Origin of the sequence: Serratia sp. SA088 (assembly GCF_049065515.1) — a bacterium.
GTDB lineage: Bacteria > Pseudomonadota > Gammaproteobacteria > Enterobacterales > Enterobacteriaceae > Serratia > Serratia nematodiphila.
Map to the genome: position 1 here is coordinate 165,685 of NZ_JBAKGW010000002.1, position 21,324 is coordinate 187,008.

Here is a 21,324-nt window from a genome sequence, read left to right on the forward strand (position 1 = left end):
TTCATCTCAGCTGGAGCAGGAAATCTCCAGATGCTTGCCCCAGTCCGGCGGCAGCGCGGCGAGATCGTCATACTCCGGCGCCTCGTCGAACGGCCGCAACAGGGCCTGATGCAACCGCCGCAAACGGCCCACGTCGTCTTTCTCCGCATCCTCAATCGCCTGCTGCGCCAGATAGTTGCGCAGGATCAGGCGCGGGTTCACCGCCTTCATCGATCGTTGCCGATCCGCATCGCTCACCTGCTCCTGTTGCAAACGCTGACGATACTGCTGATACCAGGCATCGAACGCCGCACGGTCAATAAACTCGTCGCGCAGCGGCGACTGCGCCTGCTGCTGTTCGGTCTCGCTCAACAGGCGGAACGTGCGGGTATAGTCCCGCCCTTCCTGCGCCATCAGGCTCAACAGACCGGTGAGCACGTCATTATCCTGCGCCGTCGGCGTGAAGAAGCCGAGTTTGGCGCGCATCTGTTCACCGTAAGCGCGCATCAGCGCCGGTTCATACGCCGCCAGCGCCTGCTGCAGCTGTTCAGTGCTCATCAACCCCGACAGTGTTTGCGCCAGGCGATGCAGGTTCCACAGCGCCACCGCCGGTTGATTGTCGAAAGCGTAGCGCCCCTGATGGTCGGAGTGGTTACAGATATAGCCGGGCTGATAGTCATCGAGGAAGCCGTAAGGGCCGTAATCGATGGTGATGCCGAGAATCGACATGTTGTCGGTATTCATCACGCCGTGGGCGAATCCGACGGTTTGCCAATGGGCGATCAGGCGCGCCGTACGTTCGACCACGTCGGTAAACCACATCAGGTAACGCTCGGCCTGATCCTGCAACTGCGGCCAGTGACGGGCGATGACGAAATCCGCCAGCTGCCGCACCTGCTCCGGCTGTTTGCGGTAGTAAAAGTGTTCGAAGTGGCCGAAGCGCACATGGCTTTCCGCCACCCGCAGCAGCATCGCGCCGCGTTCCGGCTGCTCGCGATATACCGGTTGTTGACTGGTGACAATAGTTAACGCACGCGTGGTGGGGATCCCCAGATGGTGCAACGCCTCAGAGGCCAGAAACTCGCGGACAACCGAACGCAGCACCGCGCGGCCATCACCCATGCGTGAATACGGCGTCAGCCCGGCGCCCTTCAGGTGCCAGTCGCGGTGACTGCCGTCCGCCATGACCTGTTCGCCCAGCAAAATGCCGCGGCCATCGCCCAGTTGCCCGGCCCACACGCCGAACTGGTGGCCACTGTACACCTGCGCCAGCGGCTGCATGCCCGGCAGCAGCGTTTCTCCCGCCCAAATCGGGGTTTTATCCTGAGTAAACCAACTTTCATCCAGCCCCAGCTCGCGCGCCAGCGGCTCGCTATGGTACAGCAGGCGCGTATCCTTGAGCGGCGTCGGATTCAGAGCGGTGTAGAAACCAGGTAACTGTTGGTAGTAAGCGTTATCGAACTGCGGCATAGGCCCTCCGTTTCAGCGTAGTGTAGAGCGTGAACGGGCGGATTAACACCGAAGGAATGCAGGGAGAACGCATCCGCCTGCCGTCAGGACGGATGCAGGGAGTTTGGCGCTTCCGCCTGGCGGTGGGAACGCGGTTTAACGCTGGCGGACAAACGCGATTATCAGCCCCAAACGAGGTGAATAACGACGGCGGAATCACGTTAACCTCACCCCGCGCATTATTTACCTCATAGGGTGTAGCTTTTTATATCACTTCTTAATTATTGAACTCGCTGGGCATCGTTAGCAAAGCTTGCAGATTATCCACACCAACGCTGGGCCATAAAAAACCTTGCAGGCCTAAAACACCGGCGTATCTGAGTTTATTAAAATACTCTTTTTTCTCTATTCCTCCGACGATCACGCCGTTACATAACAGGTTGATATTCTTTAACAACGAGTCAATGACCACGTCATACCCCTGATGGGTAAACAGCTGCCAGTAAAAACGTTTGTCTATCTTTACGTAGTCAAACAAACCATCGTACAACGCGGTCAACGTGGCCTTACCGGAACCGAAATCATCGAGCCACAGCGTAAACATTTCGCTTAATCGCCGCACGCTCGGGTTGTTCTTACCGGCCGAAAGATTCGGAAAACTCTCACTCATTTCAAATGCAATAAAAGGATATTGCCCGATCCTTTGGCACAACGCCGAATCGGAAAGAATAAGCTCAACGATGGTTTCTTCGATATTGATGGTCAACTGTACGTTGTTATCGGTAAACCAAGCCGCATGCTGCTCCGCAAGTTTCAGTTGCTCATTAAATAACTCAATCCTTTGTTCAGGCGCCAATAAATTAATCCCAATTTCGGCCGGCATGGCTAAATCACCGTCGAGACTGTTGAAACGGCTCAACATTTCCACCGCCAACAGCCCGCCCTCCATTGAGTAAACAGGTTGAAAAACATAGCTACTAATAAAGTCAGCTTCGAGTTGGATGTTCATTTTAATGCCACAGGATGAATGGCTAGCGTATCATCGTATATCAATATATTTTATCGATCAATCCCTCTGGGATTAATCGGAAATATCAATGTAAATACCCATGAAATATCATTTAATTGATAGATTAAAGCTATACGACAATCGTAAAAGGCGCAAAGAAAAGCAGCCGAACTTATGCCAAGGTAGCCGCCAAACGCGTTATGCGAAAAGGTATTTGACTTAAGTTGAATGGATTTATGGCTAAATTTGACTTATCTCCTTTGTTTTATTTAAGAAAAATCCTAAATAAAGTAAAATAATCTTTCCTTCTTAACGCCAATTTTCCCTGCCGTTAACGACGACTGATTAAATTTAATAACGCATCAATTCCGCCCGTTATTCGCGGCATTGAAAACGTAAAAAAATGCCCACCTTGATTTTCAGAAAATCTGCGCTACCACCATGCAAAACGTCGATTTCAGCGATAAAAAAAGGGATGAGCACGCTCATCCCTTCATCACCAGGCCTGCGCTAGCGGATCGTTTCGCTCAGCCATTGCCGCAGCTCGGTTAATTCGGCCGCCTGCTGAGGATAGTCCGCCATCAGCCGGTCACAGCAAGCGGCAACGGACTCGCTTCGATACGCGCAGCCCACCAGAATCTCCGCCAACCGCTGCAGCGGGGCGGGATTCAGGCTGTCGGAGAATACCTGCGCGCGAACGATCGCCCCCTTCTCCACATCGAAGAACAGGTCTACGCCGCCCCAGACAAAGCGTTCGTTGAGCAAGTGGCTGAACGTCGGCGCCTTGCCAAAATTCCATTCCCAACTGCTCTGTTTGGCGAACTGCGCGGCAAAATCGGGCAGATCGGGGAATACATCCGGCGAAATGATCTCCGGCTCGGCCGTTTCGCCATAGTGGGCGAAGAAGGCCTGCACGATAGCGTCGCATACCTGCTCATGGCTGATGCCCGGCAAAAACTCCGCCAGGTTGGCGACGCGCGAACGCACCGAAGTGATACCCTTGGCCTGCAGCTTTTTGGGATCCGGGTTCAGGTAGTCCGCCAGCCGTTCCAGATCGGCATTCAGCAGCAGCGTGCCATGGTGGAAACCGCGATCCTGCGTTTCTCGATAGGCCGAGCCGGATATTTTGCGCGGCCCGTCGGCGGTTTCCATCACCAGATCGTTGCGCCCCGACGCGCCGGCTGTGACGCCCAACTGCCGCAGCGCTTGCAGAATGATGTCGGTCGAGACGCTCTTGTCGTAGCCCGGTTTGCCGGCCATAAAGGTGAAGCAGGTATTGCCCAGATCGTGAAATACCGCCCCGCCGCCGCTGCTGCGCCGCGCCAACCGAATGCCGTCCTGCTCCATACGCCGGGTATTGCACTCTTTCCAGGGATTCTGCGACTGGCCAATCACCACCGTTTCGGCATTGCGCCACAGGAAGAGAATTTTTTGCGTGGTCATTTCGCGGAAGATGCACTCTTCCACCGCCAGGTTGAACCAGGGATCGTAGGAGTCGGAGATCAGTAAACGCAGGCTGTTCATGGCAGGCACCGTTCAAAACACGAGATGCCGCCATGATACACCAAATCAACGGGTTAAGGCTAAATGCGTCGCGCCTGCCAGTACACCCGCTTCCAGTAGACGTTATCGAGCGAGGAGCGGATCACCCCGCGGCTGGTCGACGCGTGGATAAATTGGTCGTTGGTATCGTAAATGCCGACGTGCAGGCCGTTCTCACCGCCGCCGGTTTTGAAAAACACCAGATCGCCCGGCATCAGCTCATCGCGTGAAACCTTGGTGCCCAGTGAGGTTTGTTCTTCGGTCGAACGCGGCAGTTGCATGTCGAAGCGATCGCGGAACGTGCGGTAAACAAAGCCGGAACAATCTACGCCGCCGCGATCCAGACCGCCGTAACGGTATGGCGTGCCGTACCATTGGCGCAACTGTTCGTTGAGCTGGGCCACCACCACGATAGAGTCCGCGAGGCGGCCGCTGGGCGGCGGCGCATGGCTGCTACACCCGGCGAGGATCAAACTGGCTAATAAAAACCACACACGCATCCGCATAATATCCCTTCATTGAACACGTCGCCGCATTATGCCATCCGGTACACCACCACACCGCCTGCGAGGCAAAGCCGGCATCACGTAAGGAGAGCGCCATTTGGCGTTAATTTATCTCCCGCACGGTGAAAAAGGCAAGCGCCATAAGGGAGATAATGGCGGGATCGCCGGTTTTGGCGCTATTGCGGCGATTTTGTCTCGGGTTTGCTGTTAATCAGCCAGACGCCGAACAGAATAAACAGCGTGCCCAACGTTTTCAGCAGCGTAGCGGATTCGTTAAACCACGGCAGGATCACCGCCGCCAGGTAAACCAACGCATAGCTGACGCTCAGCAGAGGATAAGCGCGGTTTAACGGCAGATGGCGCAGCGCAAAGAACCAACACAGCATCGACAGCGCATAACCGAAGATGCCACCGCCCACCGCCAGCAGCGGCAGCCAGTAGTCGCCGATCAGCGCCAACGAGACGTCGGCGAACGACATCAGCGGGATTTGCACCATGCCCCACTTCATCAGCAACTGCGCCAGCGTCACCAGCAACACGCTGGCGGCGCCCCAGGCATAGCCCCTCATGAATGCACGCTCATCAGCAGGATCCCCAGCATAATCGACGCCACGCCGCACCAGTGGCGAACGGTTGTCGGCTCATGAAACAGCCAGCGCGCCGCCAGCGTCACCATTACGAAGTTCAGGCTGAGCATCGGGTAAGCCAGGCTGAGCGGCAGGCGTTGCAACACATTGAGCCACACCGCCATGCCCAGCCCCAACAGCAACACCGCCAGCGCCAACCAGCGCAGCGTCTGTTTCAGCCGCGCCTCGTCTGCCCGTTCCCAGCAGTGCGCCGCCTGTTTCTGGCACAGCTGCCCACCACAGGTGAGCAGGCTGACCACTATCACCAACAAAAAACCGATCATGGTTGCTGTTTATACCACATCAGCACCAGGCGGTTCATACGATCCACCTTGTCTGCGGCCGGCAGCTCCTGCGGCAGCGCTTCATCACGGGACAGCTGCAACACCAGCGACACATTTCCCTGCTTGCGCGCCTGCGCCAGCCACTGCGGGAAGTCGGCATCGCTGATCAGGTGCCCCTTGGCGTCCGGATACTCCAGACCATAGGCCACCTCGCCTTTCTGGCTGTACATCAGCACGTCGCTGCGCTTCAGTTCCCAGGCCAGGCCGGCCGCCAATCCGACGCTGTCGCTCAACACATAGCGGCTGTCGCTCAGTTCGGCCATCGTGGCGCGGGCGAAGTTTTGCGGCAGTTTGGAATCGGTCACCTGTTGCGGAATGGCGTAACCGATCACCAGGCACAGCAGCACCGGGCAAGCCGCCGCCCAGCGCCATTGGCGGCCGTTATCGCGCGCAGAAACCAGTGCGAACAGCAGCCAGCCGCCGAAGGCGATCAGGCCGAGCACTACTTTCGGCCACTCCTGGGGAGTAAACAGATTCGCTTTCGGCAGCAGACCGGAGCTTAACACCACCAGCGCCACGATGCCGATCAGCCCGAACAGGCCGTTCAACCAGGCGTTGGCCTTGAACAGCCTGGCGCGCAGCGTGGCGGCATAGTCTTCCGCATAGGCGGTCATCAGCAGCGCCAGCGGCGCCATGCACGGCAGAATGTAGGTCGGCAGCTTGCCTTTGGCGATGCTGAAGAAGATCAGCGGCATCAGCGCCCAACTCAGCAGGAAGAACAGCTCCGGACGCTGTACGCGCTCGCGCCAACCTTTGAGCAGCGCGCCGGGCAGCAGCGCCAACCAAGGCAGCACCGCCGCCAGCAGAACCGGCAGGTAATACCAGAACGGCGCCTTGTGTTGGGCATTATCTTCGGCGAAACGCTGAATATGCTCGACCCAGAAGAAATAATTCCAGAAATCGGGTTCGCGTTGCGCGATCGCCAGCGCCCACGGCAGGCTGAGCAGCGTAGCGGTCACGATCGCCACCGGGCCATAGCACAGCAGATCCTTGATGCGGCGTTGCTGAATGACAATCGGGATAACCGCGATCACCGGCACCGCCAGCGCCAGGAAGCCCTTGGTCATAAAGCCCATGCCGCAGGCCAGACCCAGCAAGGCGTAAGCGCCCAGCTTGCCCTTGACCGAGGAGGCCTTCAGCGTCAGGTAATAGCTGACCATCGCCGCCGCCAGCCACAGCGAAATCATCGGATCCAACACGCTGTAAGTGCCGATGCTGAACACCAGCACCATCGACAGGAACATCAGCGCCGCCAGGCTGGCGCGGCGCGCATTGCGCCACATCAGCATCGCCAGCGCGAACACCAGCAATGCGGTCATGCCGGTGCTGAACACCGAGCCGAAGCGCACCGCAAAGTTGTTTTCGCCGAACAGCCATTGGCTGATGTTATTGAACCAGTAACCCGCTACCGGCTTTTCGAAATAGCGCAGCCCCAGCAGATGCGGCACCACCCAATCGCCGCGCTGCAGCATTTCACGGCTGATCTCGGCATAACGCGTTTCATCCGGCTGCCACAGCAGGCGGCCATTAAGCGGGATCAGGTAAACCAGAGCAAAAAAAACGGCCAGCAGAATGGCCCAGGATCCTTTTAGCGCCTTCATGTAACGTCCTTCACATCGGTTTGACAGCCCAGCCAACCTTCGCGGCCGGGGAAAGGAGCGCGCTTGATGCGGCCCAACGGCAGTGACGCCAAATCTTGCGGTAACAGCGCGCTCAGCGGACAGAATTCGATGCTCTGCCGCTGTGCGCGTTGCAATAACTGTTCGAACATCGCCGTCTGCGACATGCCTTCCACTTCGGTGTGAATGGTGTACACCGGCACGCCGCGATCGTTCTCGATGGCGCGCAGAATATAGTCGTTGAAGTCGGCCATACTGACTTCGCTGCCAATCACTTCATCGAAGGTCGGCAACGTCACCGGGATCTGCACCGTACCGTGACGCCCGTCGCTCAGCACCGGACGGAACGGATGAGTGCCGCGGCAATCGCTGTTGTAATGGAAGCCGAAGCGCTGCTTGACCTCCAGCACGCGCGTATCGGCGCGCCAGCCCGCCACGGCGGAGCATTTCACCGGCTGGCCGGTGCAGGCGCTCAGGGCGTCGACACCCAATTGCACCTGCTCGGTCAATTGCGCCTCGCTCCACTTGCCGACCTTGGCCTGCCAGCCCTGGTGATCCCAGGCGTGCAGCCCGACTTCATGGCCAGCTTCGGCGGTGCGCTTCATCAGCGGCCCCAACGCGCGCGAAATATTGCGCCCCGGCCAGGCGGTGCCGGCCAGCAGAATATCCAGGCCGTACAGCGAGGCGGCGTTCGAACGCAGCATTTTCCACAGAAATTTCGGACGCAAAAGGCGCCAAAGATGGCGCCCCATGTTGTCCGGTCCCACGCTGAAGAAGAAGCTGGCCTGAATGTCGTACTTTTCGAACAGGTCCAGCAACTGCGGCACCCCTTCACGGGTGCCGCTGAAGGTATCTACATCAACCCGCAGACCGACTTTCTTCATGCACCGTTCCCTTCCTGAACGGTTGTGCGCAGGAAGTAGTCCAGCGTATCGGCGACGGTTTGCTTCATCTCGATGGTCGGCTGCCAACCCAGCAGGCGGTGAGCGTTTTTGATGCTCGGCGTGCGGTGCTCGACGTCCTGGTAACCTTTGCCGTAGTAGCTGCTGCTCTCTACGTCCTTGAAGCCGGCAAACGGCGGGAAGCGATCGCGCAACGGGTGGTTGTTGAAGCTTTCCAGCAGCATTTCCGCCAGCTCGCGAATGCTCGCTTCGTTGGTCGGGTTGCCGATGTTGACGATCTGGCCGTCGCACAGGCCGTCGCGGTTCTCGATGATGCGGAACAGCGCTTCGATGCCGTCGTTGATGTCGGTGAAGCAACGTTTCTGCGCGCCGCCGTCCATCAGTTTGATCGGCGAACCTTCCACCAGGTTGAGGATCAGTTGGGTGATGGCGCGGGAAGAGCCGATGCGCGCAGCGTCCAGGTTATCCAGGCGCGGCCCCATCCAGTTGAACGGACGGAACAGCGTGAACTTCAGGCCTTCTTTGGCGCCGTAAGCCCAGATCACCCGATCCAGCAGCTGTTTGGAGACCGAATAGATCCAGCGCTGCTTGTTGATTGGCCCGACGATCAGACGCGAATGGTCTTCGTCGAACTCTTTATCGTCGCACATGCCGTACACTTCAGATGTGGACGGGAAGATGATGCGCTTGTTGTATTTCACGCAGTCGCGAACGATCTTCAGGTTCTCTTCGAAGTCCAGCTCGAACACGCGCAGCGGGTTACGGGTGTATTCGATCGGCGTCGCGATCGCCACCAACGGCAGCACCACGTCGCATTTTTTGATGTGATACTCGATCCACTCGGAGTGGATGCTGATGTCGCCTTCCACAAAGTGGAAACGCGGGTTGTCGAGGAAGCGGCTGATGGCGTCGGAACCGATATCCAGACCGTAGATGTCGTAGCGGTCATCGCGCAGCAGGCGCTCGGTCAGGTGGTTGCCGATGAAGCCGTTGACCCCGAGGATCAGCACGCGGGTGCGGCGTTTCATTACGGCATTCGGCTTGGCGGCCAAACGCACGTCGGTGACGATACCCATTTCCTGCGCCAGGCGGCTGCCCTGCACATACAGACCGCTGTCGTTCTGACCGGCGACGATCTCCAGCGCACCTTCGCCACAGGCGATGACCAGCGGCGCGGTGCTCAGCACGGTGCCCGGCTGTTTATCGTGTTGGGTGTCCAGCACGCGAGAGCGCCAGACGATCAGCTTGCGCTGACCGAGGTAGCTGAAGGCACCCGGGTACGGCTCGGTGACGGCGCGCACCAGGTTGTTGATCTCTTTGGCGGATTTGTGCCACAGGATCTCACCGTCCGCCGGGGTGCGGCGACCGAAGTAGCTGGCCTGAGACTCATCCTGCTTGGTGAAGGTGGCGGTGCCGTTCTTCAGCTTCGGCAGCTGCTCTTTCAACACGATCTGCGCGGCTTCCAGCACTTTTTTGTGCAGCGTCAGCGCGGTGTCGCTGTCGGCAATGGTCACTTTCTGCTGACCGACGATGTCACCGGCGTCCGGGCGTTTCACCATTTTGTGCAGCGTGGCGCCGGTTTCGGTTTCGCCATTCACCAGCGCCCAGTTCACCGGCGCGCGACCGCGGTAACGCGGCAGCAACGAGCCGTGCAGGTTGAAACCGCCCTGCGGCGCCAGCGACAAGATCTCGTCGCTCAGCATGTGGCGGTAATAGAACGAGAAGATCACGTCCGGCTGCAGTGCGCGAATGCGGTCAACCCACAGCGGGTGATTTACGTCTTCCGGCGCATAGACCGGCAGATCCAATTCGGCGCCCAAACGGGCCACAGAGGAGAAGAAGTTGTTCTCACCAGGGTCGTCGGTGTGCGTGAACACGGCCTGCACGTCATAACCCGCCTCAGTCAGCGCTTTCAGACCTGCGCAGCCAATATCATGGTAAGCAAATACAATAGCTTTCATCATTCTTCTTCCTGAGTATTGTGGTCATGCTGTGCACCGACCACTTTCTGAACAAAATAGCGAGGACGCGCACGCACGTCGGTATAGATGCGGCCGATGTATTCACCCAACAGCCCCATGCCGACAAACTGGGCGCCGATAAAGGTGAACAGGACGGCGAAAAGGGTGAACACGCCGCCGGCGGCCCATTCAGGGCCGAGCAGCAGACGCAGCGCAATCAGCACCAGCGCCAGCACAAACCCGGACAGCGCCACGACGCTGCCGACCACGCTGAGCAAACGCAGCGGCGTGGTGGTGAGGCAGGTGATCAGGTCATACATCAGGTTGATCAGCTTCATCAGGCTGTACTTGGAGTCGCCAAACTCGCGCTCAGCGTGGCGCACGTCGATCTCGGTGGTACGGCGGGCGAAGGTGTTCGCCAGAATCGGGATAAAGGTGCTGCGCTCATGACAGTGCAGCATCGCCTCAACGATATGACGACGGTAGGCGCGCAGCATGCAGCCGTAGTCCCCCATCGACTTGCCGGTGGCGCGTTGAATCATCATGTTGATCACGCGCGAGGCACTTTTGCGGAACCAGGAGTCCTGACGGTTGGCGCGCACGGTGCCCACCACGTCATAGCCCTCTTCCGCCACGCTGACCAAACGAGGGATCTCCTCCGGCGGGTTCTGCAGATCGGCGTCCAGCGTAATCACCAGATCGCCGGTCACCTGGTTGAAACCGGCCATGATCGCCGAGTGCTGGCCGTAGTTGCGGTTCAGCAAAACGGCGATCACGTGGCTGTCCGGCTTTTCCGCCGCCGCGGTCAGCATGTCAGCGGAGTTGTCGCTGCTGCCATCGTCGACGAGGATGATTTCATAAGGTTGAGATAACTGCTTACAGGCGGCAGTAGTACGCTCCAGCAACGCCGGCAGGCTTTCCTGCTCGTTGTATACCGGAATGACTACCGACACTTTTTTAATCGGTTCAACGCGAGACACGTAAAGACTCCACAACAGAAGACAAGGCATTGACCACGCGATCCACGTCGGCGTCGGTCATGTCAGGGAATAGCGGTAAGGTGCACAGTCGCGCCGAGTTCCATTCGGTATTCGGCAAAGAAAGCTGTGGATAACGCTCACGGTAGAATTTCTGGGTGTGCGCGGCGCGGAAATGCAGCCCGGTGCCGACGCCAACCTCTTTCAGGCGCTCCATCAGTTGGTCGCGATCGATGCCGCAACGCGCCGGATCGACGCGGACCATGAACAGGTGCCAGGCGTGGTCATGCGGATAATCCGGCACGCCCAACGGTTGGAACGGCGAGCCTTCCAACGCGCTCAGGTAGCGCTGTGCCAGCGCCTTACGCCGTGCGTTCAGCTCAGCGAAGCGCGACAGCTGCACCACGGCGATCGCCGCGTGAATGTCGGACAGGTTGTACTTGTAACCTGGCTCCACCACTTCGGCCTGCGGTTTGCGTCCTAGCTGCTGGCGATCGAAGGCATCGACGGCCAGACCGTGGAACTTCAGGCAACGCAGGCGATCCGCCAGCGCATCGTCATCGGTGGCGATCAGACCGCCTTCAGCGCAGGTCACGTTTTTAATCGCATGGAAAGAGAAAATCGCCGTGCCGCGTGCGCCGACCCATTCGCCGTTGTAGCGCGTGCCGACCGCGTGGGCGGCGTCTTCGATCAGCGGTAAGCGGTGGCGTTCGGCCACGGCGCGCAGCGCATCCATCTGCAGGGGAGCACCGGCATAATGCACCGGAACAATCGCTTTGGTTTTGGGGGTGATGACAGCCTCGACATCGGCGGCGCTGACCATCAAGGTCTCACGGTCAACGTCGATCATCACCGGCGTAGCGCCCAGCAGTTCGATCATGTTGAGGGTGGAAACCCAGGTTTGCGAAGGGGTGATGACTTCGTCGCCGGGCCCGATGCCCAGCGCCATCAGCGTGATGTGCATGCCCGCGGTGGCGGAACTGACGGCGATGGCGTGCTTACAGCCGAAAGTGGAACAGAAGTCATTTTCCAGTTGCTGGTTTTGCGGCCCGGTGGTGATCCAGCCGGAACGCAACACTTTCTCTACCGCGGCGATTTCTTCGTCGCCGATGGCCGGACGAGAGAAAGGCAAAAATTGATCCATAGTTAACCCCAAACGTATCGAGCTGCTTTTGATGACACTGTAAATCCCTTTCGTTTAACGAATATTAAACGCCAGAGAAGAATCGTTTCCGTGGATTAACTGCCAATGTAAGGCCGCAAGCTTAACTAAACCTTAAGACGAGGCTTGTCATCAGTAAGAGAACTGATGGATAGGCGCTGTCATCATTAATTTAAATTTATTATGTAAATCAGGTAATTATATTTATTAATAATTATTTACTTATTTTATTTTTGCCGAATCAAGCGTAGCACGTCATTGGCGTTTTTCAAGAAAACTCACGAGAAAATGAGAGGCGGCACAATAATAGCCGATGATTACCCGGCTATTTATATTCACTACGTTTAGTTTTCGTTTATATTTATACCCCAGGGCGAATTAAGCCGTGCGGGTCATGATCCAACGCTGGTTCCCCACCCACTGCAGGTGGAAATCCACTTCATAGATCTGCGACAACAGTGCGGGCGCCATCACCTCACGGGTGATGCCCTGCGCGACCAACTGCCCAGCGTGCAACAACCAAACCCGATCGGCCTGCTGCAGGGTATGATTCAGATCGTGTGCGCACACCAGCGCGCTGCGCCCACTTTGGCAGAATTCGCGCAGCAGGCGATCCAGCGCGACCTTTTGCGCCACATCCAGGCTATTGGTTGGTTCATCCAGCAACAACAATCGGCTGTGCGGGTTAACGCTGGGCCACACCTGCAGCAATACCGCCGCCAGCCGCACCCGTTGCCATTCTCCACCTGAAAGCTGTGTCAGCATGCGTGACAGTTTATCCACCAGCTTCAACCGCTGGCACAGATAGAGGATGGTGTGTTCCACCTCGGTTTGCGCCGCGCCGGCAGGCCGGTGCAACGCCAAATACTGAAACACCGGCATCAGCGACACCGGCGGCTGTTGCTGGCTGAGATAACCGCGTCGGCGCGCCAGCTCGCTCCCCGGATAATCGGAGAGCGCGCGTCCGTCCAGGCAGACTTCGCCCCGCCCCGGCAGCATACCCGCCACCCGCGCCAGCAGGGTACTCTTCCCTGCGCCATTTGGGCCGATCAGGTGAACCTGCAACCCGCCGTCAATCTGTGCCGAAAAAGGCGCCAGGCGCCCCGCCACCCCAACCTCAACGAGTTGCAGCATCCGTATTACCCTGCCAGCGCCTGTTTCACCGCCGCCACCAGCGCCGGATCCTCAGGTGTGGTGTCCGGCGAGAAGCGCTGGATCACCGTGCCGTCGCGCGCGATAAGGAATTTCTCGAAGTTCCACAGAATATCGCCGGGATGCTTCGGCGCACGCCCTTTGCTGGTCATCCGCGCCAGGAACTCGCTGCCTTCCGGCGCGACGGCCTCCGGCTGTGCGGCAATCAACGCTTGGTACAGCGGATGACGGTGTTCGCCGTTCACCTCAATCTTGGCAAACATTGGGAATTGCACGCCGAAGGTGCCGCGGCAAAACGCCAGGATCTCTTCGTTGCTGCCCGGCTCCTGGCCCAGGAATTCATTGGACGGGAACCCCAGGACTTCCAGCCCCCGCTCGCGATAGGTTTCGTACAGCGCTTCCAGCCCTTCGTACTGCTTGGTCAGGCCGCACTCCGAGGCCACGTTGACCACCAGCAGCACTTTGCCCTGATAGGCACCCAGCGTGGTCGTCTGATTTTCGATGGTTTGTAACGGCAGGTTGTCGATTGGCTTGCTCATCGGTTGTCATCCTTTGGTTTTTTAATGGCAGGTGAATGAAGAAAACTACCTTACGCCTTTTGTCCGGGTCAGTAACCAGATAAATAGCGGCGCCCCCAGCGTGGCTGTCACCACGCCGATCGGCAGCTCGGCCGCCAGCAGCGCAACGCGGGCGATCACATCGGCCACCAGCAACACCCCGGCTCCCGCCAGCGCGCAGGCCGGCAGCAGATAGCGCTGGTCTGTCAGGCCGGTGAGCCGCAAAATATGCGGGATCACCAGCCCAACGAAGCCGATCACCCCGGCGAGCGCCACGCTGACGCCAACCAGCCAGCCGATCGCCAGCACCAGCAGGTTACGCCACACATGCAGCGACAGCCCGAGCTGGCGCGCCTGCACCTCGCCCAGCGCCATCAGGTTGAGCGCTCGGCCCTGGCCACACAGCCACAGCAACACCGGCAGCAGCGCCAGCACCAGCCACTTTTGGCGCCAGTCGACGCCGCCGAAACCGCCCATCATCCAGTACATCAGCTGCCGCAGATCGAGGCTGGTGCTGAAATAGACCGCCCAGGTCATCAGCGCGCTGCACACGATGCCCAGCGCTACGCCGACCAGCAACAACCGAGCATTGGTCAGACGTCGCCGGCGAGCGAAGCCCAGCAATAAGAAGGTCATCGCCAGCGCACCGGCTATCGCGGCGGCGCTCATCAGCGCCACCGGCAACAAACCGTGCCCCAACAACACCGTCAGCACCAGCGCTACGCCGGCGCCGTTAGCTACGCCCAGCAGACCGGGCTCCGCCAGAGGATTTTCAAACAGCGCCTGCATCACCGCGCCCGCCACCGCCAGGGCGGCGCCGACCAGCATCACCGCCAGCGCGCGCGGCAAACGCAGTTGCCAAACAAACAGTTGAGCTCGATCGCTGAACCACTCTGACGGCCATATCCATTGGTCGCCGGCGCAAAGGCTGACCAGCAACGCCACCGCCACGCCCAGCGCCAACAGACTGAGCTGGCGTTTATCGCGGTAGCGTTGATGTTGCAACAGTAAGGTGAAGGTACGGCTGGTTGGCATGCGCGGCGGTTCCCTGCCGGCCGCTGTCGTGGCCGGATAATTGACGTTTGAGTCGAATATTAGGGGGTTAACGCCGCAAGGGGAAGTCTTGCGTAGATAGTGGCTCAGGAAAGCAGCAACTGGCCTTGCCCGTCATCGCAACAATGATGGCAAAACCAGCCGCCGATAAACTCAGGGATTAACGATGCGGGCCGGAGTTGCCCGGTGGATAAGGTTGGCCGCGGCCGCCATCGCGGCGGTCATGGTCACCGCGATCGTCATGACGGCGGTCGTGGTCGCCACTATCGCGATCGCCGTGGAATGGATTGCCGCTGCGTTCCGGCCCACGATGCTCATAGCCACGCGGCGGCGAAGGTTGCCAGCGTCCGCCGTCCCAGTACATACCGCGCGCATTGCGCTCACCCAGGCCGCGGCCCTGGTGCGCATGCCACCACTGCGGTGGACGCCAGTCGTAGCCATCCCAGTAGTAGCCGCGACGGTCCTGATCCCCCAGATGCAGAGAAACGCCCGGCACGTTGATATCGACGGAGACATCGGCCTTCGCCGCCAGCGGCAGCAACAGCGGGAAACACACCAGCAACAGGATCTTTTTCATTTCACCTTCTCACTCTATTTTCTTGCTGCAGTGGTTATATCAGCGTGCTTATTTAACGACTATCTCACCGATGCCTATTTTCAGATTGTTTTCGACGGCCTTACACAATCCCTACACTGTTTGCCGCCACCTTTAATTATCATAACCACTGACAAGATTTAACGAATAACTGACGTCTCTCAAGCGGCGCGGCAATTATAGTTAAATGGATTTCCACCGGAGGATTATAAGATGATTAAACGTATCGGTATGCTGCTGACCGTTGTAGCCCTGGCCTCAACCCTGAGCGCCTGCTGCTGGGGCCCGCACGGGGGCGGTGGCCACCGCGGCGACGGCCCTGGCCATTATTACGGCCGTTATTGAAACAATAAATATGGCTGCTCACCACACAAAATAAGATATAAGAATACTCCGTAATTTAGATTAAATAAATTTTCGCCGAGGTGATTTAATGAATAATCTTAATTCATGCATTGCCCATTAGGAATGGGCTGAATTTTGTCTCAGAAAAGAAAAAGGCCGCGCAAGCGGCCTTTTTTGATGTCACGTCACTCACCCTTTCGGGCTGGCGTTTTCTACCCGGCTTTTCAGCTTCTGCCCCGGACGGAAGGTCACCACACGGCGCGCCGTAATCGGAATGTCTTCGCCGGTCTTCGGGTTACGCCCCGGACGTTGGTTCTTGTCACGCAGATCAAAGTTGCCAAAACCCGACAGTTTTACCTGTTCGCCATTCTCAAGAGCCCGACGGACCTCTTCAAAGAACAGTTCCACCAGGTCTTTGGCGTCCCGTTTGCTAAGCCCAAGCTTCTCAAACAGGTGTTCTGACATTTCAGCTTTAGTAAGCGCCATAGGTTCAATCCCTCAAGGATGCTTGGAATCGCTGTTTTAGAGCCTCTACGCATTTTGCAACGGTAGCGGCTATCTCCTCTTCTTCCAGTGTACGAGCGGTATCCTGCAATACCAGACTGATAGCCAGGCTCTTGTCACCTTCTGCCACGCCCTTGCCACGGTACACGTCAAACAAGTTTACGCCAACTACCTGATTTACGCCAACTTTCTTACACTCGGCCAAAATATCTTCTGCGGGGACGTTTTCAGCCACCACAATGGCGATATCACGGCGGTTTGCCGGGAAGCGCGAAATCTCCCGCGCCTGAGGCACGGCGCGGCTCGCAAGCTTGTTCCACTCCAGTTCAAACACCACGGTGCGGCCGTTAAGATCCAGTTTACGTTCAAGTTCCGGGTGAACCACACCGATGAAACCTACGCGTTCGCCGTGCAAATAAATCGCCGCACTTTGCCCTGGATGCAGGGCCGGATTGGCTTCCGCCCGGAACTGAATTTCGGATAATTTACCGGTCAGCTCGAGGACGGACTCCAGATCCCCTTTTAAATCATAGAAGTCGACGGGCTTGCGCGCCAGATCCCAATGTTCATCGTGCGTATGGCCGGCGATCACGCCCGCCAGCATGACATCCTGACGGATACCCAGATCTGCCGCACTATCAGGCACAAAGCGCAGGCCGCTTTCGAACAGGCGCAGACGCGTCTGCTGGCGGTTCTGGTTATACACCACCGCAGACAGCAGGCCGGTCCACAGCGACAGGCGCATCGCCGACATTTCTACCGAAATCGGGCTTGGCAGGATCAGCGCTTCTTCATTCGGGTGCAGCAGCGCCTGCACCTTCGGATCGACGAAGCTGTAGGTGATCGCTTCCTGATAACCGTGATCGACCAGCATGGTCTTCACGCGCTTCAGCGTCAGATCGGCTTCGCGATGCTGGGTCATCACCAGATCGGCGCGCACCGGCACATCCGGGATGTTGTCGTAGCCGTAAACGCGCGCCACTTCTTCCACCAGATCCTCTTCGATCTCCATATCGAAACGCCAGCTTGGCGCGACCGCTTGCCAGCTGTCGCCCTGCTCGGTCACCTGGCAACCCAGGCGGCGCAGAATGTCACTGACCTGCTCGCTTGGCACCACGTGGCCGATCAGGCGATCCAGTTTCTCGCGGCGCAGCGTGATGGTGGCGCGCTTCGGCAGTTCGTTCTCGTGGGTCACGTCGATAATCGGGCCGGCCTGACCGCCGCAAATATCGAGCAGCAGGCGCGTGGCGCGTTCCATCGCTTTGTACTGCAGCGCCGGATCGACACCGCGCTCATAGCGGTGAGAAGCGTCGGTGTGCAGGCCGTGACGACGCGCGCGGCCGGTGATCGACAGCGGGCTGAAGAAGGCGCATTCCAGCAGCACGTCCTGAGTTTCCCCGTTGACGCCGGAATGCTCGCCACCGAAGATGCCGCCCATCGCCAACGCTTTTTGATGATCGGCGATCACTAAGGTGTCGGCGTTCAGTTTGGCTTCACTGCCGTCCAGCAGCCTCAGCGTTTCGCCTTCTTCCGCCATGCGCACCACGATGCCGCCGTCGATGCGGCTCAGATCGAAAGCGTGCATCGGCTGGCCAAGCTCCAGCAGCACATAGTTGGTGACGTCAACCACCGCATCGATGGAGCGGATACCGCAGCGACGCAGTTTTTCACGCATCCACAGCGGGCTTGGCGCCTTGACGTCGATGCCTTTCACCACGCGGCCCAGATAGCGCGGGCACGCCTGCGGCGCGTCAACGCGGATCGGCAGCGTGGCGTCAATCGCAGCGGCCACCGGGCTCATGTCTGGCTCGGTCAGCGCCACCTGGTTCAGTACGCCCACGTCGCGCGCGACGCCGATGATACCCAGGCAGTCGGCGCGGTTCGGGGTAACGCTGATCTCGATGGTGTTGTCGTTCAGTTTCAGGTAGTCACGGATGTCGGTGCCGATCGGCGCATCCAGCGGCAACTCGATGATGCCGTCATGATCGTCGGAAATGCCCAGCTCGGAGAACGAGCACAGCATGCCTTCCGAAGGCTCGCCGCGCAGCTTGGCGGCTTTGATTTTGAAATCGCCCGGCAGCACCGCGCCCACGGTGGCGACCGCCACTTTCAGGCCGGTACGGCAGTTCGGCGCGCCGCAAACGATGTCGAGCAAGCGGTCGCCGCCAACGTTGACCTTGGTGACGCGCAGTTTGTCGGCGTTCGGGTGCTGACCGCACTCGACCACTTCACCCACCACAACGCCGTTAAACGCGCCGGCAACCGGATCCACGCCGTCCACTTCCAGGCCGGCCATGGTGATTTGATCGGATAATGCTTCGCTGCTGATGGCCGGGTTTACCCACTCGCGCAACCAGAGTTCACTGAATTTCATGTGATATTCCCGCCTTACTTAAACTGTTTGAGGAAACGCAGATCGTTTTCGAAGAATGCGCGCAGGTCGGTGACGCCGTAACGCAGCATCGTCAGGCGCTCCATGCCCATGCCGAAGGCGAAGCCGGAGTAAACTTCCGGATCGATGCCGACGTTGCGCAGCACGTTCGGATGCACCATGCCGCAGCCCAGCACTTCCAGCCACTTGCCGTTCTTGCCCATCACGTCCACTTCAGCGGACGGCTCGGTGAATGGGAAGTAGGACGGACGGAAACGAACCTGCAGGTCTTCTTCAAAGAAGTTGTTCAGGAAATCGTGCAGCGTGCCCTTCAGGTTGGTGAAGCTGATGTCTTTATCGACGATCAGACCTTCCATCTGGTGGAACATCGGGGTGTGAGTCTGATCGTAGTCGTTACGGTAAACGCGGCCCGGCGCAATGATACGGATCGGCGGCTGTTGGTTCTTCATGGTGCGGATCTGCACGCCGGAAGTCTGGGTGCGCAGCAGGCGTGTGGCGTCGAACCAGAAGGTATCGTGGTCGGCGCGCGCCGGGTGGTGCCCAGGGATGTTCAGCGCGTCGAAGTTATGATAATCGTCTTCAATCTCCGGGCCGGTGGCAACGGAAAAGCCCAACTCGCCGAAGAAGGTTTCGATACGGTCGATGGTGCGGGTCACCGGATGCAGGCCGCCGTTCTCCATGCGACGGCCCGGCAGGGAGACGTCGATGGTTTCAGCCGCCAGGCGCGCGTTCAGCGCGGCGCTTTCCAGCGCGTTCTTACGCGCGTTCAGCGCGTCCTGCACCTCTTGCTTGGCCTGGTTGATCACCGCGCCGGCCGCCGGACGGTCTTCCGCCGGTACGTCACGCAGAGACTGCATCTGCAAGGTGAAATGACCTTTCTTGCCAAAATATTCGACGCGCACCAAATCTAACGCGGCAACATCCTGGGCATCTTCTACGGCTGCCTTGGCATTGGCAACCAGCTCTGCGAGATGTGGCATTGCTTTCCTCTTCCTCTGGCCGGGATGGCCCTAAGTAATTGTTATCTATATTCGAACACGCCTTTGACCATTATTCAAAGACTTTTCAATACGTTGCCGGCCGGCCGGCTCGCCTGCGCGGCGCATGGCCCGCGTTGCGTCTGCCGCCCTCACCGCAACGCCTGGCAAGGCGAGACGATGGCCAAAAACAAAAAAGCCTCCACGAGGGAGGCTTAGGCGCTACTTTTCGTTTCTTTTCTTACGCGCAAAGCCTCCTGAAATCAGGCGCTAAAGTAAAAAAAGAAACGAAAAAGAGCTGCGTGCATGATTGCGGTACCTTGTCGATAATTGTCCACCAGTGATATAGCGGCGGGCAATAAAAGTCAATATTTGTCGCTGAAAACAAAGATTAAAAGAGGGAGCAAGCTCCCTCTTCAACTGACTTACGCCAGAGCTGCTTTCGCTTTCTCAACCAGTGCGCCGAAGGCCACTTTGTCGAAGACTGCGATGTCAGCCAGGATCTTACGGTCAATTTCGATCGAGGCTTTTTTCAAGCCGTTGATGAACTTGCTGTAAGACAGACCGTTCTGACGAGCAGCTGCGTTGATACGTGCAATCCACAGCTGACGGAACTGACGCTTACGTTGACGACGGTCACGGTAAGCATACTGACCTGCTTTGATTACTGCCTGGAAGGCAACACGATATACGCGCGAACGGGCACCGTAGTAACCTTTCGCCTGCTTCATGATTTTCTTGTGACGTGCGCGTGCAATTACACCACGTTTTACGCGAGCCATATGCTCTCTCCTAAAGTCTTATTCTAAATTCAAAAAAAATGGCTTATGCGTACGGCAGGCACGCGGTAACCAGGACCAGATCGTTTTTAGACACCATGCCTTTCGGACGCAGGTGACGTTTACGCTTGGTTGCTTTTTTGGTCAGAATATGACGCAGGTTGGCATGTTTACGCTTAAAACCACCGCTGCCGGTTTTTTTGAAGCGCTTGGCTGCACCACGTACAGTTTTAATCTTTGGCATTTTAATTAAATCCACTTCGCATTGTTAAACAACGAATCAGTTGGGCGAATAAAACCCACACAGCGCAAGCGCCGCGCGGGTTCCATTACTTGTAAGCCTTACTGTTTCTTCTTAGGAGCGAGCACCATAATCATCTGGCGGCCTTCGATCTTCGTAGGGAAGGATTCGACCACTGCCAGATCCATATCTTCACACAGGTCTTTACGGACGCGGTTAAGCACTTCCATACCGATCTGCTGGTGCGCCATCTCACGCCCACGGAAACGCAGGGTGATTTTGGCTTTATCGCCATCTTCCAGAAAGCGAATCAGGTTGCGTAGTTTGACCTGATAGTCGCCATCATCGGTGCCAGGACGGAATTTGATTTCCTTGACCTGAATAACTTTTTGCTTCTTCTTCTGTTCTTTCGTCGACTTGCTCTTCTCGTAGAGGAATTTGCCGTAATCCATGATTCGGCAAACTGGCGGTTCGGCATTTGGGCTGATTTCTACTAAATCAACGCCCGCTTCCTCAGCTTTTTCAAGAGCTTCATTCAGACTGACAATACCAATCTGCTCGCCATCGACGCCGGTTAGGCGAACTTCTTGCGCGCGAATTTCTCTGTTAATGCGATTAGGACGCGCCGGTTGAACTCGTTTTCCGCCTTTAAT

23 protein-coding genes and 1 other annotated feature are annotated in these 21,324 nt (G+C 57.9%); of the genes, 1 reads left to right on the forward strand and 22 read right to left on the reverse strand.

What is annotated here, in order from left to right:
* Positions 1–6: 6 nt before the first annotated feature.
* The 15 genes from ACOWVD_RS05695 to ACOWVD_RS05765 form a co-directional block, all read right to left on the reverse strand.
* The gene (locus ACOWVD_RS05695; RefSeq protein ID WP_049239978.1) at positions 7–1,449 is read right to left on the reverse strand and encodes a protein adenylyltransferase SelO; all 1,443 of its coding nucleotides are present in this window, start codon (positions 1,447–1,449) and stop codon (positions 7–9) included.
* A gap of 256 nt (positions 1,450–1,705) precedes the next feature.
* Entirely contained in the window at positions 1,706–2,437 is a 732-nt protein-coding gene (locus tag ACOWVD_RS05700; protein ID WP_004931399.1) for an EAL domain-containing protein, read from the reverse strand.
* Between the two features lie 510 nt (positions 2,438–2,947).
* Positions 2,948–3,961 carry a lipoate--protein ligase A gene (locus ACOWVD_RS05705; RefSeq protein WP_049239979.1) on the reverse strand — a complete coding sequence of 338 codons (1,014 nt, stop codon included), beginning with the start codon at positions 3,959–3,961 and terminating at the stop codon, positions 2,948–2,950.
* 59 nt (positions 3,962–4,020) lie between these two features.
* Complete coding sequence (locus ACOWVD_RS05710; protein ID WP_016927954.1) at positions 4,021–4,485, reverse strand: NlpC/P60 family protein; 465 nt, start codon at positions 4,483–4,485, stop codon at positions 4,021–4,023.
* Positions 4,486–4,661: 176 nt separating this feature from the next.
* The gene (gene arnF, locus ACOWVD_RS05715) at positions 4,662–5,054 is read right to left on the reverse strand and encodes a 4-amino-4-deoxy-L-arabinose-phosphoundecaprenol flippase subunit ArnF (RefSeq protein ID WP_004931403.1); all 393 of its coding nucleotides are present in this window, start codon (positions 5,052–5,054) and stop codon (positions 4,662–4,664) included.
* Positions 5,051–5,395, reverse strand: a complete 345-nt coding sequence (gene arnE / locus ACOWVD_RS05720; RefSeq protein WP_004931404.1) for a 4-amino-4-deoxy-L-arabinose-phosphoundecaprenol flippase subunit ArnE — start codon at positions 5,393–5,395, stop codon at positions 5,051–5,053. Before arnE ends, arnF begins: the two co-directional genes overlap by 4 nt.
* A complete protein-coding gene (gene arnT, locus ACOWVD_RS05725; protein WP_164095032.1) occupies positions 5,392–7,056 on the reverse strand; it encodes a lipid IV(A) 4-amino-4-deoxy-L-arabinosyltransferase in 1,665 nt (554 codons plus the stop codon). Before arnT ends, arnE begins: the two co-directional genes overlap by 4 nt.
* Positions 7,053–7,958: a 4-deoxy-4-formamido-L-arabinose-phosphoundecaprenol deformylase gene (arnD, locus tag ACOWVD_RS05730; protein ID WP_421105494.1), complete on the reverse strand. Its 906-nt coding sequence runs from the start codon at positions 7,956–7,958 to the stop codon at positions 7,053–7,055. Before arnD ends, arnT begins: the two co-directional genes overlap by 4 nt.
* A complete protein-coding gene (gene arnA / locus ACOWVD_RS05735) occupies positions 7,955–9,937 on the reverse strand; it encodes a bifunctional UDP-4-amino-4-deoxy-L-arabinose formyltransferase/UDP-glucuronic acid oxidase ArnA (RefSeq protein WP_164095067.1) in 1,983 nt (660 codons plus the stop codon). The genes arnD and arnA overlap by 4 nt, the downstream gene beginning before the upstream one ends.
* Positions 9,937–10,917: an undecaprenyl-phosphate 4-deoxy-4-formamido-L-arabinose transferase gene (gene arnC, locus ACOWVD_RS05740; protein ID WP_004931408.1), complete on the reverse strand. Its 981-nt coding sequence runs from the start codon at positions 10,915–10,917 to the stop codon at positions 9,937–9,939. The genes arnA and arnC overlap by 1 nt, the downstream gene beginning before the upstream one ends.
* The gene (gene arnB / locus ACOWVD_RS05745) at positions 10,904–12,058 is read right to left on the reverse strand and encodes a UDP-4-amino-4-deoxy-L-arabinose aminotransferase (RefSeq protein ID WP_049239982.1); all 1,155 of its coding nucleotides are present in this window, start codon (positions 12,056–12,058) and stop codon (positions 10,904–10,906) included. The genes arnC and arnB overlap by 14 nt, the downstream gene beginning before the upstream one ends.
* A gap of 396 nt (positions 12,059–12,454) precedes the next feature.
* Positions 12,455–13,210 carry a vitamin B12 ABC transporter ATP-binding protein BtuD gene (gene btuD, locus ACOWVD_RS05750; RefSeq protein ID WP_021505482.1) on the reverse strand — a complete coding sequence of 252 codons (756 nt, stop codon included), beginning with the start codon at positions 13,208–13,210 and terminating at the stop codon, positions 12,455–12,457.
* A gap of 5 nt (positions 13,211–13,215) precedes the next feature.
* Complete coding sequence (locus ACOWVD_RS05755) at positions 13,216–13,767, reverse strand: glutathione peroxidase (protein WP_004931411.1); 552 nt, start codon at positions 13,765–13,767, stop codon at positions 13,216–13,218.
* A gap of 45 nt (positions 13,768–13,812) precedes the next feature.
* Positions 13,813–14,820, reverse strand: a complete 1,008-nt coding sequence (gene btuC / locus ACOWVD_RS05760) for a vitamin B12 ABC transporter permease BtuC (protein WP_033633209.1) — start codon at positions 14,818–14,820, stop codon at positions 13,813–13,815.
* 178 nt (positions 14,821–14,998) lie between these two features.
* Entirely contained in the window at positions 14,999–15,415 is a 417-nt protein-coding gene (locus ACOWVD_RS05765) for a DUF2502 domain-containing protein (protein WP_004931413.1), read from the reverse strand.
* 231 nt (positions 15,416–15,646) lie between these two features.
* Between ACOWVD_RS05765 and ACOWVD_RS05770 the strand changes: the two genes are divergently transcribed.
* Positions 15,647–15,778 carry a hypothetical protein gene (locus tag ACOWVD_RS05770; protein WP_015377698.1) on the forward strand — a complete coding sequence of 44 codons (132 nt, stop codon included), beginning with the start codon at positions 15,647–15,649 and terminating at the stop codon, positions 15,776–15,778.
* Positions 15,779–15,967: 189 nt separating this feature from the next.
* On the opposite strand, the gene ihfA is transcribed toward ACOWVD_RS05770, so the two are convergent.
* From ihfA to infC, 7 genes are all read right to left on the reverse strand, one after another.
* Positions 15,968–16,264, reverse strand: a complete 297-nt coding sequence (ihfA, locus tag ACOWVD_RS05775) for an integration host factor subunit alpha (RefSeq protein WP_004931414.1) — start codon at positions 16,262–16,264, stop codon at positions 15,968–15,970.
* Between the two features lie 4 nt (positions 16,265–16,268).
* Complete coding sequence (gene pheT / locus ACOWVD_RS05780) at positions 16,269–18,656, reverse strand: phenylalanine--tRNA ligase subunit beta (RefSeq protein WP_421105495.1); 2,388 nt, start codon at positions 18,654–18,656, stop codon at positions 16,269–16,271.
* 14 nt (positions 18,657–18,670) lie between these two features.
* Positions 18,671–19,654, reverse strand: coding sequence for a phenylalanine--tRNA ligase subunit alpha (gene pheS, locus ACOWVD_RS05785; protein ID WP_004931416.1), 984 nt, complete (start codon positions 19,652–19,654; stop codon positions 18,671–18,673).
* A 186-nt stretch (positions 19,655–19,840) separates the two neighbouring features.
* Positions 19,841–19,963: a sequence feature (Phe leader region), on the reverse strand.
* Positions 19,915–19,959 (reverse strand): pheST operon leader peptide PheM, encoded by a 45-nt coding sequence (pheM, locus tag ACOWVD_RS05790; RefSeq protein ID WP_139074214.1) that lies wholly within the window; start codon positions 19,957–19,959, stop codon positions 19,915–19,917. (Overlaps the previous feature by 45 nt.)
* Before the next feature lie 113 nt (positions 19,964–20,076).
* Positions 20,077–20,433 (reverse strand): 50S ribosomal protein L20, encoded by a 357-nt coding sequence (gene rplT, locus ACOWVD_RS05795; protein WP_004931417.1) that lies wholly within the window; start codon positions 20,431–20,433, stop codon positions 20,077–20,079.
* Positions 20,434–20,476: 43 nt separating this feature from the next.
* On the reverse strand, positions 20,477–20,674 hold the full coding sequence (rpmI, locus tag ACOWVD_RS05800) for a 50S ribosomal protein L35 (RefSeq protein ID WP_004931418.1): 198 nt from the start codon (positions 20,672–20,674) through the stop codon (positions 20,477–20,479).
* A gap of 98 nt (positions 20,675–20,772) precedes the next feature.
* The gene (gene infC / locus ACOWVD_RS05805; protein WP_048233542.1) at positions 20,773–21,324 is read right to left on the reverse strand and encodes a translation initiation factor IF-3; all 552 of its coding nucleotides are present in this window, start codon (positions 21,322–21,324) and stop codon (positions 20,773–20,775) included.